Origin of the sequence: Rubrimonas cliftonensis (genome assembly GCF_900107585.1) — a bacterium.
Taxonomy (GTDB): Bacteria; Pseudomonadota; Alphaproteobacteria; order Rhodobacterales; family Rhodobacteraceae; genus Rubrimonas; species Rubrimonas cliftonensis.
On record NZ_FNQM01000003.1, the window covers coordinates 406,187 to 422,332 of the forward strand.

13 protein-coding genes are annotated in these 16,146 nt (G+C 71.8%); 4 read left to right on the forward strand and 9 right to left on the reverse strand.

The window, feature by feature from the left end:
- Nucleotides 1–73 precede the first annotated feature (73 nt).
- Nucleotides 74–916 (forward strand): urea carboxylase-associated family protein, encoded by an 843-nt coding sequence (locus BLW43_RS07440; RefSeq protein ID WP_093251133.1) that lies wholly within the window; start codon nt 74–76, stop codon nt 914–916.
- A gap of 84 nt (nt 917–1,000) precedes the next feature.
- Here BLW43_RS07440 and preA read toward each other — a convergent pair whose 3' ends face one another.
- From preA to BLW43_RS07460, 5 genes are all read right to left on the reverse strand, one after another.
- On the reverse strand, nt 1,001–2,302 hold the full coding sequence (gene preA / locus BLW43_RS07445; RefSeq protein WP_093251134.1) for an NAD-dependent dihydropyrimidine dehydrogenase subunit PreA: 1,302 nt from the start codon (nt 2,300–2,302) through the stop codon (nt 1,001–1,003).
- Between the two features lie 247 nt (nt 2,303–2,549).
- Nucleotides 2,550–2,843 (reverse strand): DUF1127 domain-containing protein, encoded by a 294-nt coding sequence (locus tag BLW43_RS23420; protein WP_093251135.1) that lies wholly within the window; start codon nt 2,841–2,843, stop codon nt 2,550–2,552.
- On the reverse strand, nt 2,840–3,301 hold the full coding sequence (locus BLW43_RS07455; RefSeq protein ID WP_093251144.1) for a helix-turn-helix domain-containing protein: 462 nt from the start codon (nt 3,299–3,301) through the stop codon (nt 2,840–2,842). The genes BLW43_RS23420 and BLW43_RS07455 overlap by 4 nt, the downstream gene beginning before the upstream one ends.
- A 169-nt stretch (nt 3,302–3,470) precedes the next feature.
- Nucleotides 3,471–3,632 (reverse strand): hypothetical protein, encoded by a 162-nt coding sequence (locus BLW43_RS23425; protein ID WP_175478797.1) that lies wholly within the window; start codon nt 3,630–3,632, stop codon nt 3,471–3,473.
- Between the two features lie 175 nt (nt 3,633–3,807).
- On the reverse strand, nt 3,808–5,145 hold the full coding sequence (locus tag BLW43_RS07460) for an NAD(P)-dependent oxidoreductase (RefSeq protein ID WP_093251146.1): 1,338 nt from the start codon (nt 5,143–5,145) through the stop codon (nt 3,808–3,810).
- A 197-nt stretch (nt 5,146–5,342) separates the two neighbouring features.
- Here BLW43_RS07460 and BLW43_RS07465 point away from each other — a divergent pair, with 197 nt between their 5' ends.
- On the forward strand, nt 5,343–6,365 hold the full coding sequence (locus tag BLW43_RS07465; protein ID WP_093251149.1) for a Fe(3+) ABC transporter substrate-binding protein: 1,023 nt from the start codon (nt 5,343–5,345) through the stop codon (nt 6,363–6,365).
- A gap of 72 nt (nt 6,366–6,437) precedes the next feature.
- On the opposite strand, the gene BLW43_RS07470 is transcribed toward BLW43_RS07465, so the two are convergent.
- Complete coding sequence (locus tag BLW43_RS07470; protein WP_093251644.1) at nt 6,438–6,761, reverse strand: NIPSNAP family protein; 324 nt, start codon at nt 6,759–6,761, stop codon at nt 6,438–6,440.
- A 194-nt stretch (nt 6,762–6,955) separates the two neighbouring features.
- On the opposite strand from BLW43_RS07470, the gene BLW43_RS07475 reads away from it, so the two are divergent.
- Together BLW43_RS07475 and ptsP are read left to right on the forward strand one after the other, a co-directional pair.
- Nucleotides 6,956–8,218, forward strand: a complete 1,263-nt coding sequence (locus BLW43_RS07475) for an aspartate kinase (protein WP_093251152.1) — start codon at nt 6,956–6,958, stop codon at nt 8,216–8,218.
- 89 nt (nt 8,219–8,307) lie between these two features.
- Nucleotides 8,308–10,551 (forward strand): phosphoenolpyruvate--protein phosphotransferase, encoded by a 2,244-nt coding sequence (ptsP, locus tag BLW43_RS07480; protein WP_093251154.1) that lies wholly within the window; start codon nt 8,308–8,310, stop codon nt 10,549–10,551.
- Nucleotides 10,552–10,617: 66 nt separating this feature from the next.
- On the opposite strand, the gene BLW43_RS07485 is transcribed toward ptsP, so the two are convergent.
- From BLW43_RS07485 to BLW43_RS07495, 3 genes are all read right to left on the reverse strand, one after another.
- Entirely contained in the window at nt 10,618–11,475 is an 858-nt protein-coding gene (locus BLW43_RS07485) for an OmpA family protein (protein WP_093251157.1), read from the reverse strand.
- A 217-nt stretch (nt 11,476–11,692) separates the two neighbouring features.
- Nucleotides 11,693–14,620 carry an isoleucine--tRNA ligase gene (gene ileS / locus BLW43_RS07490; protein WP_093251160.1) on the reverse strand — a complete coding sequence of 976 codons (2,928 nt, stop codon included), beginning with the start codon at nt 14,618–14,620 and terminating at the stop codon, nt 11,693–11,695.
- A 475-nt stretch (nt 14,621–15,095) separates the two neighbouring features.
- Nucleotides 15,096–16,145, reverse strand: coding sequence for a YcjF family protein (locus BLW43_RS07495; protein ID WP_093251162.1), 1,050 nt, complete (start codon nt 16,143–16,145; stop codon nt 15,096–15,098).
- Between the last annotated feature and the right edge of the window lies 1 nt (nt 16,146).

Genomic DNA, 16,146 nt, shown 5'->3' on the forward strand with positions numbered 1-16,146 from the left:
GCCCGATGCTGACGCATCGCCGGCGGCGGGACCAGCCTTGACCGCAGGCGGCCCGGCGGCGACGCTCACCCCCATGACCACGCCCCCGCCAGACGCCGAGGCCCGCCGCGCCGTCCCGCCGGTCGTCGCCTATCCGCCCGACGCGCTGCCGCCGGCCGACCTCACCGCCTGCGCCGAGGCGCTGGCGGGCGCCGCGGTCACGGCGGTGGTGGACGTGCCGCCGCGGGAGGCGCGGCTGTTCCGCGCGCCGGCAGGCTCGTTCTTCCGCATCTCCTGCCCCGAGGCGCCGCAGGTCGGCGACCTCAACCTCTGGGCGGCGGGCGACTGGGGCGAGCGGTTCTACTCCGGCAAGACCCGCGCGATCCATGGAACTCATGTCTCGACCGGGGACCGGCTGTGGTCGAGCTTCCCGCATCTGCGCCCGATGGCGACCATCGTCGCCGACAGCCTCGACTGGTACGGCGTCGATGCCGACGGGCTGGGCGTGCACGACGTCATCGGCACGCGCTGCGACCCCTACACCGCGCGCCTGCTGACAGGGCGCGACTATGACCGCTGCTGCCACTCCAACATCGTCCGCGCGCTCGTGCGGGAAGGCGGGCTGGCGCCCGAAATCGCCGAGACCACGGCGCATGACGTGCTGAACGTCTTCATGTGCACCGGCTTCGACCGCGCGACCGGGCGCTACCTGATGAAGGCGACCCCGGCGCGGGCCGGCGACGCCCTCACCTGCTTCGCGGAGATCGACCTCGTAGGCGCCCTCTCGGCCTGCCCCGGCGGCGACTGCGGCGCCACGCATTCCAGCGACGAGGCCCGCTGCGCGCCGCTGCGGATCGAGACGCTCGCGCCCCTCGCGCCGCCGCGCGGCTGGGCGGCGCCGGCGAAGAACCCCTACGCCGGGCGCCACGGCCTGTGAAGCGTCAGGGCTGTCGCGGCGCTGCGCGGCGCGATCCCGTCCCGGCGACAAGGAAGCGGAGCTGGGGCCGGTCGCGCCGCCGCGCTACTCCGCCGCCACCCGCGAGGGGTTGTTGGGGTGCGTCGTCCAGTCGGCGTGGTCGTCGCTCACCGTGCGGCCGGTGCGCGGGTCGACCGCGCCCGCCGGCAGCCGCTCCATGGTGATGCAGTCGGCCACCGGGCAGACGTCGACGCAGAGGTTGCAGGCGACGCATTCGGCGTCGTTCACCTCGAAGACGCGGCCGGGCTTCATCCAGATCGCCTGGTGCGAAGTGTCCTCGCAGGCGGCGAAGCAGCGCCCGCACTTGATGCAGGCGTCCTGATCGATCCGCGCCTTGGTCACGTAGTTGAGGTTGAGATGCTTCCAGTCGGTCACGTTCGGCACGGCGCGGCCGACGATGTCGGCGAGGCGCGCGTGGCTCTTCGCGTCCATCCACGTCTCCAGCCCCGAGATCATCTCCTGAACCACCTTGAAGCCGTAGGTCATCGCGGCGGTGCAGACCTGCACGTTGCCGGCGCCCAGCGCCATGAACTCCGCCGCGTCGCGCCAGGTGGTGACGCCGCCGATGCCGGAGATCGGCAGGCCCGCCAGCTCCGCATCGCGGGCGATCTCGGCCACCATGTTGAGCGCGATGGGCTTCACCGCCGGGCCGCAATAGCCGCCATGGCTGCCCTTGCCGTCGATGCTCGGCTCGGGGCTGAAGTCGTCGAGGTTGACGGAGGTGATCGAGTTCACGGTGTTGATGAGGCTCACCGCGTCGGCGCCGCCCTTCAGCGCGGCGCGCGCGGGCTGGCGGATGTCCGTGACGTTCGGCGTCAGCTTGACGATCACGGGCATCCGCGTGCTCTGCTTGCACCAGCGCGCGACCATCTCGATGTATTCCGGCACCTGCCCGACCGCCGAGCCCATGCCGCGCTCGCTCATGCCGTGGGGGCAGCCGAAATTGAGCTCGACCCCGTCGGCGCCGGTCTCCTCCACCATGGGCAGGATGGTCTTCCAGCTCGCCTCGTCGCAGGGAACCATGAGCGAGACGACCATCGCGCGGTCGGGCCAGTCGCGCTTGACCTCCTTGATCTCGCGCAGGTTCACGTCCAGCGGGCGGTCGGTGATGAGTTCGATGTTGTTGAGCCCGAGCACGCGCCGGTCGGCGCCGTAGACGACGCCGTAGCGCGGGCCGTTGACGTTGACGCAGTGCGGGTCGAGCCCCAGCGTCTTCCACACGACGCCGCCCCAGCCGGCGCGAAAGGCGCGCTCGACGTTGATCTTCTTGTCGGTCGGCGGCGCGGAGGCCAGCCAGAACGGATTGGGGGAGCGGATCCCGACGAACTCGCTGCGCAGATCGGCCATCGTTCCGTCTCCCGTCACACTGACGCAACAGAGTGTCGAACGGCTTGGCGCGGCGGGCAAGCGCTTTCGGCGCGGGCGAAATCGCCCGCCGGGCCGCGGCGCGGTCGCGGGCGGGAGCGTCGGTTCCCGCCCGCGCGTCAGAGCCGGTCGCCCTCGCTGACGGGGGGCGGCCCGTCCGGCCGAACCATGCCGATGTCGCGCAGCATGTGGTCGGACAGGCGGCTCAGGTCCGGGTCTCGCCGCGGCGTCAGGAGCCGTCGCGCGAGGCCGAGAACAGCGCGCGCCACGGCGGCCACACAGGCTGCTCCGAGAGCCGCTGCGCCTCGCGCCGGGTCAGCCCGACGTCCTCCAGAACGCTGTCCGGCTGGAGCAGCGCCAGATTCCTCAATTCGCGCCGACATCTGATCCTCTCAAGCCAGTTCCTGAAAAATCCTGCGGCCGGGTCGAGGCCGGGCCGCGTCGATCGCTCGCGACGCGGCGGGCTCGGGAAGCGGACGATCTCGGCTGCGCCGTCTCGTCTCGGCGCCATGGGGCTGGTCACGGGGCGTTCCTTTCGATGCTCGACGGGTCGATGTTCGACGCGCCTGCGTCGGGGGCTTCGGGCGCGGCGGCGCGCGCGAACTGGGCCGGGGTCGAGCCGACGAGGCGCCGGAAGGCCCCCGTCAGGTGCGACTGGTCGGAGAAGCCGCAGTCGTGCGCCACCGCCGCGGGCGTGCAGCCTGCGGCCAGCAGCGCCTTGGCGCGCTCGACGCGCACGCGCAGCAGATAGGCGTGCGGCGTCTCGCCGACGGCGTCGCGGAACGCCCGGATGAACTGGTAGCGGCTGAGCTCGGCCTCACGTGCGAGGCTTTCGAGCGGATAGCTCTCGCCGGGACGCGCGCGCATCCGCTCGGCGATCCGCGCGGCGACGTCGGCGACGCGAGACGGCGCAGGCGCGCGGCGCGCAGACCGGGCCGCCGCCGTCGCGGGCGCGACGGGGATTGGTCCCATGCAGTTCATGGCGATTCCAGTGCGGTCACGCGCGGTCGCCGCGAGGACGGTCGGCGCGCACGAATGACGCGAACGCGGGACGCCGGCGCGTCCGGAGAGGCGCGCAGTCGTCGTCGGTGTCGGTCAGAAGCGTCGCGGCGCGGCCGCGACGGAGCGGTTCAGGGAGTGGCGGCGGCGCTCAGTGCGCCCAAAAGCCGGGCTTGCCGGCCTCGCCATAGCAGCCGCGCATGAAGCCGCGGCGCGTTTTCCAGGCGCCGAGGACGACCACGTTCGCGCCATTCGAGCGAATGGCGGCGATGCGGGCGGCGGCGGTGCTGGTCTGGCGCGTCATGGCGATCATTGTTCCGGCTTTCTCTAAGTCCCTGAAGCGGAGCCTCACTCGGGGCGGTTGCGGCTTGGGAGACGGATACCCCGAATCAAACCGCCGATCTTGTAAGAAATTGCGCAGGCGCCGGGGCGGCTGCATGTCGGCGGCGCGACCCTCGCCGTGTCGGCGGCGCGACCCTCGCCGCGCCTCACCCCGCCAGCGCGCCGTGGATGCTCTCGGCGGCGTCGCGGCCCTGAGCGACGGCGGTCACGGTCAGGTCGTCGCCGCCGGCCGCGCAGTCGCCCCCGGCCCAGACGCCGGCGACGGAGGTGCGCCCCACCGCGTCCACCGCGATCTTGCCGCCGGCCATCTCCAGCGACATCCCCGCGCCGGGAGCGAAACACTGGCCGATGGCCTTGAAGACCTGATCCGCGGGCAGGGTGAACGTCTCGCCGGCGTCGCGCAGGCCGTCCGGCCCCTCCTCGGTGTAGGCGAACTCGACGCCGCGCGCCGCGCCCTCGCCGACGACGCGAAGCGGCCGGGCGTTGCAGCGGATCGTCACGCCCCTGGCGAGCGCCTGCTCCTGCTCCCACAGGCTCGCGCTCATGCGCTCGCGGCCCCGGCGGTAGACGATCGTCACGTCCTCCGCGCCGAGCAGGCGCGACTGCGCGGCGGCGTCGACAGCGGTCATGCCGCCGCCGATCACCACCACGCGGCGGCCGACCGGCAGAGCCGACAGGTCGTCGCTCTGGCGCAGCTCCGCGATGAACTCCACCGCGTCGCGCACGCCGGGCAGCCCCTCGCCCTCGGCGCCCAGCGCGTTGACGGCGCCAAGGCCGACGCCGAGAAACACCGCGTCGAACCCCTCGCGCAGCTCGTCGAGGGTCAGGCCGGCGCCGAGCGCCCTGCCGGTCTCGACCGTGATCCCGCCAATGGCCAGCAGCCAATCGACCTCCGCCTGCGCGAAGCCCCCGGGCGTCTTGTAGGCGGCGATGCCGTATTCGTTGAGGCCGCCAGGCTTCGGTCGGGCCTCGAAGATCGTCACGTCATGGCCATGCGTCGCGAGGCGGTGGGCGCAGGCGAGCCCCGCAGGCCCGGCGCCGACCACCGCGACGCGGCGCCCCGTTTGCGGCGCCCGCGCGAAGGGCTGCGGCCCGGCGGCCATCAGCGCGTCGGTGGCGTAGCGCTGGAGGCGGCCGATCTCCACCGGCTGGCCCTCGGCGGCCTCGCGCACGCAGGCCCCTTCGCAGAGCGTCTCGGTCGGGCAGACGCGGGCGCACATGCCGCCGAGGATGTTCTGGCTGAGGATGGTGCGCGCCGCCGCCTCCGGCAGGCCGGTCTGGATCTGGCGGATGAACAGCGGGATGTCGATCGCCGTGGGGCACGCCGTGACGCAGGGCGCGTCATGGCAGAAATAGCAGCGATCCGCCGCGACCACCGCCTCATGGGCGCCCAGCCTCGGATGCGCGTCCGCGAAGTTCCGGGTGATCGCCTCGGAGGGCAACCTCCCCGCGGCGATGCCGGGGGTCAGCAGCGGCGCTGTCATCCTGTCTTCCTCCCGCGCGGTGACGCTCTCGACGCTGGCGGGGCCGGAAAGGTTTATCAACCGGAAACATTTCAGACTGATTTGATCGGAAAATTCGCCCCACAACCTTGACTGTTTCACTCGGAAAAGGTCAGGGTGCGCTCGCAGTCCCGATCCGGAAGGCTCGGGCCACAGTCGCAAGACAGGGAGCACCATCCATGAAATCCGCCACCGCAGGCAGCAGCGCCGCCGCCGCCCTCCTGGTCGCGCTCGCCGCGCCGGCTTTCGCCGAAGGCGAGCTCAACCTCTACTCCGCGCGTCACTACGACACCGACGAGGCGCTCTACGCAGACTTCACGAAGGCGACCGGGATCACCATCAACCGCATCGAGGCCGGCGCCGACGAACTGTTCGAGCGCATCCGCGCCGAGGGCGCCAACAGCCCGGCGGACGTCTTCCTCACCGTCGACGCAGGCCGCCTCTGGCGCGCCGCGGACGCCGGCATCCTCGCGCCCGTCGACAGCGAGATCCTGGAGCGCCGCATCCCCGCCTATCTGCAGCACCCCGACAACCTCTGGTTCTCGTTCAGCCAGCGCGCGCGGATCTTCTTCTATGACAAGGAGACGGTCGACGCCCCGCCGCTGACCTACGAGGCGCTGGCCGAGCCGCGCTACGAGGGCATGATCTGCGCCCGCTCCTCCTCGAACATCTACATGCTGTCGCTGATGGCCTCGATGATCGCCCACCATGGCGAGGAGGCGGCGCTGGCCTGGGCGGAGGGGCTGAACAACAACCTCGCCCGCGCGCCGCAGGGCGGCGACACCGACCAGCTGCGCGGCATCGTCTCCGGCGAGTGCCCCATCGCGGTCTCCAACACCTACTACTTCGCGCGCGCGCTGGCGACGAACGTCGACGGGCTGACCGAGGGCGTCGAGAAGATCGGCTGGGTGTTCCCCAACCAGGCCGATCGTGGAACCCATGTGAACGTCTCCGGCGCCGGCGTCCTCAGGAACGCGCCGAACCGCGAGAACGCCGTGAAGTTCCTCGAATACCTCGCCTCCGACCAGGCGCAGAAGTACTTCTCCGACGGCAACTACGAGTATCCGGCGGTTCCCGGCGTCGGCCTCGGCGACGCGGTCGCGCAGCTGGGCCTGTTCCGCAGCGACAACCTGAACCTGTCGGCGCTCGGCGAGAACCAGGCCGCGGCCGTGCGTCTCTATGATCAGGCCGGCTATCGCTGATCCGGCGCCAGGCGGCCCTGCGATGGACCTGCGCCCCGCGACGGGCGCAGGTTCGCCTTTTCCGGCGGGCGCTCAGGCGCCCGCGTCGTCCCGCGCCGGGATGCGGCGCAGGAACGTACGGTCCTCGCGCAGCAGGAACCGCTCCGCCTGCGCGAAGGCGTAGTTCTCCCGCCCGACCGGGTCCGCGGCGAGGCGCGCGCGATAGGCCTCGTAAGCGGCGAGGCTCGGCACGGAATACACCCCGTAGGCCAGCGTGCTGGAGCCCTCATGCGGCGCGTAGTAGCCGAGCAGATCGGCCCCGCACCTCGGGATGGCCTCCCCCCAGGCTGCCGCGTAGCGCTCGAACTGCGCCTTTTTCACGGGGTCGATGTGGTAGCGTATGAAGCAGGTGATCATGGCGGGCTCCCGATTGCGGAGCGCCATCCTCGCCCGGTCGCCGGCCCGGAAGCTTCGTTCCCGGTCGAAGCCTGCGCGCGGAGGATCGCCGGCGTCGCCGCGCCCCGCCTAGCCGCGCCCCGCCGCCTTGTCCCTGCCGTGGCCCGGTTGTATAGCGCAGGCGCCGCACCGGTCGCGGCTGCCGAGACGCCCTGATGCCACGTCCAAACCCCCGCCTGGTCATGAAATTCGGCGGCACTTCGGTGCGAGACCTCGCGCGCATCCGCAACGCGGCGGAGAAGGTGCGCGCCGAGGTCGAGCGCGGCTACGATGTCGCCGTCGTGGTCTCCGCGATGGCGGGCGAGACGAACAAGCTCGTCGGCTGGGTTCGCGAGGCCTCCGCCGGCCCGGAGGGCGGCGCCGCCTTCTACGACGCGCGCGAGTACGACGCCGTGGTGGCCGCCGGCGAGCAGGTGACCTCGGGCCTCATGGCGCTGACGCTGCAGCAGATCGGGGTTCCCGCGCGAAGCTGGCAGGGCTGGCAGGCGCCGCTGCGCACCAACGCCGCCCATGGTGCGGCGCGCATCGAGGCCATCGACACCGACGCGCTCGACCGAAAGTTTGAGGAAGGGCTGCACGCGGTCATCGCGGGCTTCCAGGGCATCGGGCCGGACGGGCGCATCGCGACCCTCGGTCGCGGCGGCTCCGACACGTCGGCCGTCGCCTTCGCCGCCGCGCTGGGGGCGGAGCGCTGCGACATCTACACCGACGTCGACGGCGTCTACACCACCGACCCGCGCATGGAGCCCCGCGCGAGGCGGCTCGACCGCATCTCCTACGAGGAGATGCTGGAGTTGGCCTCGCTGGGAGCGAAAGTGCTCCAGACGCGTTCGGTGGAACTGGCGATGCGCTACCGCGTGCGCCTGCGCGTGCTGTCGTCCTTCGAGGAAGGACCGGGCACGCTGGTGTGCGACGAGGACGAGATCGGGGAGGATTCGATGGAGAGCCGTGTGGTCAGCGGCGTCGCCTTCCAGCGCGACGAGGCCAAGGTGACGCTGCTCGGCGTGGAGGACCGCCCCGGCGTCGCCGCGGCTATCTTCGGCCCGCTCGCCGAGGCGGGGGTGAACGTGGACATGATCGTTCAGAACATCTCCGAGGACGGCCGCACCGACATGACCTTCTCCACCTCCGAGGACGATCTCCCCAAGGCGCTCAAGGCGCTGGAGACGGCGCGCGAGACCATCGGCATGCGCGAGATCGTGTCGGACCGCGACGTGGCGAAGGTCTCGGTCGTCGGCATCGGGATGCGCAGCCATGCCGGCGTCGCGCAGAAGATGTTCGCCGCCCTCGCCCGCGAAGGCGTCAACATCAAGGTGATCACCACGTCCGAGATCAAGGTGAGCGTCCTGATCGACCGCAAGTATCTCGAACTCGCCGTCCGTGCGCTGCATGACGCCTTCGGGTTGCATGCGGCCTGACGCGCACCGATAAGGCGAGGCTTGAATCAGGCCTGCGGCGCCAGGACGGCGCAGCGGGGGACCGGGAGACCTGGGGGCGGGAGACGCCGATGACGCCCAGCGCTGGCGTTGGGTCGCGCGCGATGCTGCGACGGCTGCGCCAGGTCATGGCGGAGCCGGGCGACGGCCAGCAGCGACTCGACAAGATCACGCAGGTCATCGCGACCAACATGGTCGCGGAGGTCTGCTCCATCTATCTCCGGCGCGAACCGGGGATGCTGGAGCTGTTCGCGACGGAAGGTCTGCGCAAGGACGCCGTGCACAAGGCCGCGCTGCGCATCGGCGAGGGTCTCGTCGGGCGCATCGCCGAGCGCGCCACCCCGATCGCGACGGACAACGCGCCCGCCGCGCCGGGGTTCCAGTATCTTCCCGAGACCGGCGAGGAGGTCTATCGCAGCTTCTGCGGCGTGCCGATCCAGCGGCTCGGCAAGGTTCTCGGCGTGCTCGTCGTCCAGAACACGACCCAGCGCACCTACGACGAGGACGAGGTCGACGCGCTCGAGGTGGTGGCCATGGTCATCGCCGAGATGGCCGAGAGCGGGGCGCTGTCGGCGGGCCGCGAGATCGAGCGCGGCAAGCGCGGGCCGCTCACCGCGCGCGGCGTCAGCGCCGCCGACGGCGCGGCGGTCGGGCATGTCCACCTGCATGACCCGCGCATCGCCATCGCCAACCCCATCGTCGACGACGTGCCGCGCGAGCGCGAGCGCCTGCGCGGCGCGATGGTTGCGCTGCAGGGCGAGGTCGACCGACTGCTCGACACCGACCTGCTGAAGGGCGGCGGCGAGCACCGCGACGTGCTGGAGACCTACCGCATGTTCGCCCATGACAAGGGCTGGCTGCGGCGGCTGGACGAGGCCGTGGCCTCCGGCGTCGTGGCCGAGGTCGCAGTGGAGCGCGTGCAGTCGGCTGCGCGGGCGCGCATGGACCGGGTGGCCGACCCCTACCTGCGCGAACGCCTCCACGACCTCGACGACCTCGCCAACCGGCTGCTGAGGCTGCTCACCGGGGCCGAGGCGACGCCCCCGCCGGAGGACGCCATCCTCGTCGCGCGCTCCATCGGCCCGGCGGAGCTGCTGGAGCTCGCCGGGCGGGTCAGGGGCGTGGTGATGGAGGAGGGCTCCGCCGGAGGCCACGCCGCCATCGTCGCCCGCGCTCTCGGCGTGCCTATGATCGTGCAGGCCCATGGCGTGGTGGCGGAGGCCGAGAACGGCGACCGCGCCATCGTGGACGGCGACGAGGGCGTGGCGCATTTCCGCCCCGACGCCACCGTGCTCGACGCCTTCGGCGAGCGGCTGGCGCTGGAGGCGGAGACCCAGGCGCTCTACCGCTCCCTGCGCGACCTGCCCGCCCAGACGCGCGACGGCGTCTGCGTGAGCCTGATGATGAACGCGGGCCTCGCCACGGACATGCCCTCGCTGGCCGAAAGCGGGGCGGAGGGCGTCGGCCTCTACCGCACCGAACTGATGTTCATGGTGCGCGCGACCATGCCGGGGCGCGACGCGCAGGAGGCCGTCTATCGCCGCATCCTCGACGAGGCGGCGGGAAGGCGCGTCGTGTTCCGCACGCTCGACATCGGATCGGACAAGATCCTACCCTACATGCGGCGGACCGAGGAGGACAACCCGGCGATGGGCTGGCGCGCGCTGCGCTTCGGGCTCGACAGGCCGCGCCTGATGACCATGCAGCTCCAGGCGCTGCTGCGCGGCGCGGCGGGGCGGCCGCTCTCGGTCATGTTCCCGTTCGTCACCACGCTGGAGGAGTTCCGCAAGGCGCGCGCGCTGCTGCTGCGCGAGCGCGACCGTCAGGCTGCGCGCGGCCGTCCGGCGCCGGAGCGGCTGGAGATCGGCGCCATGCTGGAGACGCCGGCGATGGCCCACGCGCCGGACGCCTTCTTCCGCGAGGCCGACTTCATCTCGGTCGGCGGCAACGACCTCAAGCAGTTCTTCTTCGCCGCCGACCGGGGCAACGAGCGGGTGCGGCGGCGCTACGACACGCTGTCGCCGCCCTATCTCGCCTTCCTGAAGCGCATCGTCGGACGGTGCGCTGAGAACGGGGCGTCGCTGAGCTTCTGCGGCGAATCCGCGGGCCGGCCGATCGAGGCGCTCGCACTCGCGGCCATCGGGTTCCGCGCCTTCTCGATGCGGCCGTCCGCCATCGGGATGGTCAAGCGCGCGCTGCGGGCCGTGGACCTGTCGGAAGCCGAGGCGCTCGTAGCCGCCGCAGTCGCCGGCGGTGATCCCACCGCGCGCCCGGCGCTGACGCGCTACGCCCAGGATTGCGGAGTGTCGATCTAAAAGACGCGATGCGCCCCGCGCCTGGTGGGACAGGCGCGGGGCGCATCCTCAGGTCGGGCGGCCGCGTCAGAAGCGGAAGTCGTAGGCCAGCGTCAGCGAGATGACGCCTTCCTCGAGGTCGCGATCCTCTACGATGTCGTAGGCGAGCTTCGCGTTCACGCCGAAGATCGACAGGCCGACCTCGGGCCCGGCGAAGAAGCCGCCCTTGCCGCTGCCGTCGATCGTCATGTAGCCCGCGTTGACGCCGACATAGGGCAGCACGCCGCCGCCGACGCCGTAATCGGCGAAATGGTAGTCCGCGCCGAGCGCGCCCCGGAAGCCGAGGCCCTCGTCCCGCGCGTCGAGGTTCCAGAACAGAGCGGTCTCGCCGGTCAGCGCGACGTTGGGCGTCGCGAAGTAGGTCGCGGTCAGGTTGCCGCCGAGGAACACGCTCTCGTCGCCGTCCTGCATGTTGTAGCCGACATAGGGGCCGAGGCCGATGGCGATGCGGCTGAGGGTCTGCGCGATGGGCTCGGGCGCGGCCGGCAGGACCGACTGGGACACGGTGATCTCGACCCGGCGGTTCAGGGGCTCGACCACGCCATCGGCGGTCCCCACCGCGGGATCGGCCTCGCCGCGCCAGGCGGCGGTGATCGCCGAACCGGGCACGCCGGCGGCCACAAGCGCCGCAACCACCCGCTCGGCGCGACGGCGCGACAGATCCTCGTTGTAGTCGGCCGGGCCGGAGGCGTCGGCGTGGCCGACAAGGCTTACCGCCGTCTCTCCGGTGGCGGCGTAGTCGGCCGCGGCGGCGCTCACGATCGACGAGCCGTCCGGGCTCAGCCGGTCGCTGTCGAGCGCAAAGTAAACGGTGTGGTCGGCCGCCGGGGCCGACAGCGGCGCGCCGGAACACAGCAGCGCAATCGCAATTCCACGCAGTTTCATGCCCACAGTTCCCTTCCGCTTGGCAGGTTCGCCGCGACAACACCGATTGCATAAAGGTTAATCACAACCGAGAGAACGCGCAAAGCACGAAGATGCCTCCGGACAGGCGGGAGGCGCCATGCTGTTGCGACAATGCCAGCGCCTGACGCCGGGCGGCCGAGGCTGCGCGCCGGGGAAACGCCCGCCGCCCCTGCGCGGCCGCCCGGGAAGGCCGCCGTCAGGCGAGCGCCGCGTCGCAGCGCTCGCAGGTCTCGGGATGGGCGTGTCGGCCGACGTCGCGCAGCACGCGCCAGCAGCGGGCGCATTTCGCCCCCTCCGCCAGCGCGGCGACCACGGCGACGCCGGGAACCTCCGGCAGCGTGAAGGCCCCCGCCGGCGCCGGCGCGTCGGTCACGGTCGCGCCGGAGGCGATCAGCAGTTCCGCCATGTCGGCCGAAGCCGCCGTCTCGCGCAGCGCCGCGTCAGCCACATGGATCACCGGCGCGGCCTCCAGCGCCGCGCCGATGCGCTTCTCGCGCCGCTCCACCTCCAGCGCGCCGAGCCCGACGCGGCGCACCCGCCGAAGCTGCGCCATGCGCGCGGCGAGCGCGTCGTCGCGCCAGTCGGCCGGCGTCTCGGGGAAGGTCTCCAGATGCACCGACGCGTCCTCGCCGGGGAAGCGGGAGAGCCAGACCTCCTCCATGGTGAACACCAGCATCGGCGCGAACCAGGTCGTCAGCCGCGCGAACAGCGCGTCCATGACCGTGCGGCAGGCGCGGCGGCGCAGGCTGTCGGGCGCGTCGCAGTAGAGCGCGTCCTTGCGCACGTCGAAGTAGAACGCCGAAAGGTCTCCGGTCACGAAGTTGAAGAGCGCGGCATAGGCCCGCTGGAAGGCGTAGGCGCCATAGGCCGCGCGGACCTCCGCATCCAGCTCCGCCAGACGGTGCAGCACCCAGCGCTCCAGCTCGGGCATCTCCGCCGTCGCGACGCGCTCGGCGGCGTCGAACCCGTCCAGCGCGCCGAGCATGTAGCGGAACCCGTTGCGCAGGCGGCGGTAGCCGTCGGCGGCGGCCTTCAGGATGTCCGGCCCGAGGCGCTGGTCGTCGGTGTAGTCGGCGGTGGCCACCCACAGGCGCAGGATGTCGGCGCCGTATTCCTGCACGACCTTCTCGGGCGCGACGACGTTGCCCTTGGACTTCGACATCTTCTCGCCGTTCTGGTCGAGGGTGAAGCCGTGGGTGACGACCGCCTTGTAAGGCGCCCGCCCCCGCGTGCCGCAGCCCTGCAGCAGCGAGGAATGGAACCAGCCGCGATGCTGGTCGGAGCCCTCCAGATAGACGTCCGCCGGCCACTGGCCGCCACGGTCGCGCAGCGCGAAGGCGTGGGTCGAGCCCGAATCGAACCACACGTCGAGGATGTCGCGCACCTGGTCCCACGCCTCGGGGTCATAGGCGTTCCCGAGGAAGCGCGCCTTGGCGCCCTCGGCGAACCAGGCGTCGGCGCCCTCCTCGCGAAACGCCGCCGCGACGCGGGCGTTCACCTCCGGGTCGCGCAGCAGTTCGCCCGTCTCGCGGTTGACGAAGCAGGTCAGCGGCACGCCCCAGGCGCGCTGGCGGCTCACCACCCAGTCGGGTCGCTGGGCGATCATCGCGCGCAGGCGGTTCTGGCCGGCGGGCGGCGTGAAGGCGACGAGCTCGTTGATGGATTTCAGCGCCCGCTCGCGGATGGTGGCCCCGTGCTCGCCATGGCCGTCGTCGAGCGGCCTGTCTATGGCGATGAACCATTGCGGCGTGTTGCGGTAGATCAGCGGCGCCTTGGAGCGCCACGAGTGCGGGTAGCTGTGCTTGAGGCGGCCCCGCGCCATCAGCGCGCCCGCCTCCTGAAGCTTCTCGATGACGGCGGCGTTCGCCTTGCCCTCCTTGCCCTTGGCGTCGAGGACGCCAAGCCCGCCGAACAGCGGCAGGTCGGCGCGGAAGGCCCCGTCCGGCCCGACATTGTGGGTCATCTCCAGCTTGAAGCGCTGGCCGATCTCGTAGTCGTCGAGGCCGTGCGAGGGCGCGGTGTGCACGAAGCCCGTTCCCGCCTCGTCGGTGACGTGGTCGCCGGGCAGCAGGGGCACGTCATAGTCCCACTCGCCGGCCCCGCCTTCCACGCCGCGCAGGGGATGGGCGCAGACGAGCGCCTCCAGTTCCGTCGCCGCCACGCCGCGCAGCCGCTCGTAGCCGCCGACGCGCGCCTGCGCGAACACATCCGCGGCCAGCTTGTCGGCCAGCAGGAAGGTCTCGCCGGTCCTCGCCCAATTGTCCTCGGCGGCCTCGGTCACGCCGTAGAGGCCGTAGGAGAGCCCCGGATTGAAGCAGACGGCGCGGTTCTGCGGGATGGTCCAGGGCGTGGTCGTCCAGATCACAACGTCGGCGCCGGCGAGGTCGCCCGGCCGCCAGTCGGGGCTTGTGCGCTGGTCGACCGAGAGCGTGACGGGTCTGAACCGCACCCAGATCGTCGGCGACTGGCGCTCGTGATACTCGACCTCCGCCTCGGCCAGCGCGGTCTGCTCGACCGGGGACCACATCACCGGCTTTGAACCCTTGTAGAGCGAGCCGTTCATCACGAAGGCCATGAATTCAGACGCGATGGTGGCCTCGGCGGCGAAATCCATTGTAAGATAAGGATTTTCCCAGTCGCCGCCGATCCCGAGGCGCTTGAACTCCTCGCGCTGCACGTCCACCCATTCGGCGGCGAAGGCGCGGCACTGGGCGCGCAGCTCATTGACCGGGACGGCGTCCTTGTCCTGGCCCCTGGCGCGGAACTGCTCCTCGATCTTCCACTCGATCGGCAGGCCGTGACAGTCCCAGCCCGGCACGTAGCGGCTGTCGTGGCCGAGCATCTGGCGCGAGCGCACCACGAAGTCCTTGAGGATCTTGTTGAGCGCGTGGCCGATGTGCAGGTGGCCGTTGGCGTAGGGCGGGCCGTCGTGCAGCTCGAATTTCGGGCGGTCCGCGGCGGTCTCGCGCAGGCGGCGGTAGAGCCCCATCGCCTCCCAGCGCGCCAGCCATTCCGGCTCACGCTTCGGCAGGCCGGCGCGCATCGGGAAATCCGTCTGCGGCAGGAAAAGGGTGTTCTTGTAGTCGGGCGCGGCAGCGTCGGGCGCGGAGACGTCGGAGGACATGGGGCGCGTGTTCCCGTAAAGAATTGAGGCTATCGGCATCGGCTCGGCCGCAGCGCGGCTGACATACCCGGCGCTCCGCTCAGGAGGCCGGGCCGCTAATTCGCATGCCGCCCCGGTATTCCATCGCCGGGCAGATACCAGCGTGCGCGACCTACGTCCAGAAACCTGCGCGCAGCGCATGGCCGCCATGAATTTAACCCGAAGGTAAAACAACCGATAGGAAGAAAGGCGATTCTGACTTAGAGACAGCCTTACGTTGACGTTGACGTAAATCACAGGGCCGCCACAGTGACCAGCCGCGAACCTCCAACCCGCAGCACGCCAGAAGAAGTTGCGAGCGATCTCAGCTCACTGGAGGCGGTCGCCGCAAGGCTGCGCGAAGCCGGGCGCACCATCGAGGCCGATCAGCTGGTCGCGTGGCGCAACCTGCATGCTCTCAGAAGCGGGCGGCCCGGCGAGGAGTGAGGCTGCGCCCTCAGCGCGCCGTCTCGCCCGCCAGCCCGCGGATCGCGGCGCCCGCCAGCCCGCGCCAGCTCGGCCGCGGCAGCGCGACGAAGGCCGCCGGGCGGCACACCTCGATGGCCGCGACGCCGACGCGGGCGCAGAGCGCGCCGTTGAGCAGTCCCTCGCCGAAGCGGCGCGACAGCCGGCTCGCGACGCCGCCGCCGAGCGCCGGGCCGATCATGTCGTCGCCGATGGAGACCGCGCCGGTGGCGAGAATGTGTCCCGCCACCGCGCGCAGCAGCCGCAGCGAGCCGAGCCAGCCGGCGCGGCCGCCGTATATCTCAGCGACGCGGCGGATCATCGCGAGATTGATCGCCAGCGTCGCCAGCACGTCCACGAGCGCGATGGGAATGAGCGCCGTCGCGGCGGCGACCTGGCGGGCGGAGCGCGCCACCGCGGCCTGCGCCTGCGCGTCGAGCGGCGTCATCAGCGTCCGCTCGGCAAGTTCGCGCACCGCCTCGGCGTCGATGGCGTCGGGCAGCCGCGTCTTGAGATCGGCCAGCGCCCAGGCGAGGTCGGCCCGGCCCGCGTAGAGCCGCCTGAGCCGTTCGACCGCCGCCGCCGCCGCCGGACGGTCGGTCGCGCCCGCCAGCGCCTCCCGCGCCGCCTCCACGCGGCCCAGCCGCGCCACCGCGGCCGCCTCGCGCAGCGCAAACAGCGCCAGCGCGACCGCGGCGACGACGGCGAGCGTCGCGGCGACGGCCCCGAGCACCGGATTTCGGCTCAGCAGGTTGGCGGCGAAGTCCCAGGCGGCGACGCTGAGCGCCATGCCGAGCAGGCCGAGCGCCGCGCCCCAGAACCAGCGCGCCAGCCCGGAGGAGCGCCCCGCCGCGACCTTCAGCGCCGCGGCGCCCGCCGGCGGCGCGCCGGCGCCGGGCTCGTCGGGCGGCTGCGGCGCGTCGAAGGGCGTCGAGGCACCGGCCCCGGCGCCGGGCGCCTCGGGCTCGATCTCGAACAGCGCGGGGCGCCGCCGCGGGTTCTTCGTCGCGCCCGGCGCGTCTTCGACCTCGAATTCCGCCATG

Excerpts from the sequence above, each read along its gene's own strand:
- BLW43_RS07440 (WP_093251133.1), top strand. The coding sequence starts at position 74 with ATGACCACGCCCCCGCCAGACGCCGAGGCCCGCCGCGCCGTCCCGCCG.
- preA (WP_093251134.1), bottom strand. The coding sequence starts at position 2,302 with ATGGCCGATCTGCGCAGCGAGTTCGTCGGGATCCGCTCCCCCAATCCG.
- BLW43_RS07455 (WP_093251144.1), bottom strand. The coding sequence starts at position 3,301 with ATGAACTGCATGGGACCAATCCCCGTCGCGCCCGCGACGGCGGCGGCC.
- BLW43_RS23425 (WP_175478797.1), bottom strand. The coding sequence starts at position 3,632 with ATGATCGCCATGACGCGCCAGACCAGCACCGCCGCCGCCCGCATCGCC.
- BLW43_RS07460 (WP_093251146.1), bottom strand. The coding sequence starts at position 5,145 with ATGACAGCGCCGCTGCTGACCCCCGGCATCGCCGCGGGGAGGTTGCCC.
- BLW43_RS07465 (WP_093251149.1), top strand. The coding sequence starts at position 5,343 with ATGAAATCCGCCACCGCAGGCAGCAGCGCCGCCGCCGCCCTCCTGGTC.
- BLW43_RS07470 (WP_093251644.1), bottom strand. The coding sequence starts at position 6,761 with ATGATCACCTGCTTCATACGCTACCACATCGACCCCGTGAAAAAGGCG.
- BLW43_RS07475 (WP_093251152.1), top strand. The coding sequence starts at position 6,956 with ATGCCACGTCCAAACCCCCGCCTGGTCATGAAATTCGGCGGCACTTCG.
- ptsP (WP_093251154.1), top strand. The coding sequence starts at position 8,308 with ATGACGCCCAGCGCTGGCGTTGGGTCGCGCGCGATGCTGCGACGGCTG.
- BLW43_RS07485 (WP_093251157.1), bottom strand. The coding sequence starts at position 11,475 with ATGAAACTGCGTGGAATTGCGATTGCGCTGCTGTGTTCCGGCGCGCCG.
- ileS (WP_093251160.1), bottom strand. The coding sequence starts at position 14,620 with ATGTCCTCCGACGTCTCCGCGCCCGACGCTGCCGCGCCCGACTACAAG.
- BLW43_RS07495 (WP_093251162.1), bottom strand. The coding sequence starts at position 16,145 with ATGGCGGAATTCGAGGTCGAAGACGCGCCGGGCGCGACGAAGAACCCG.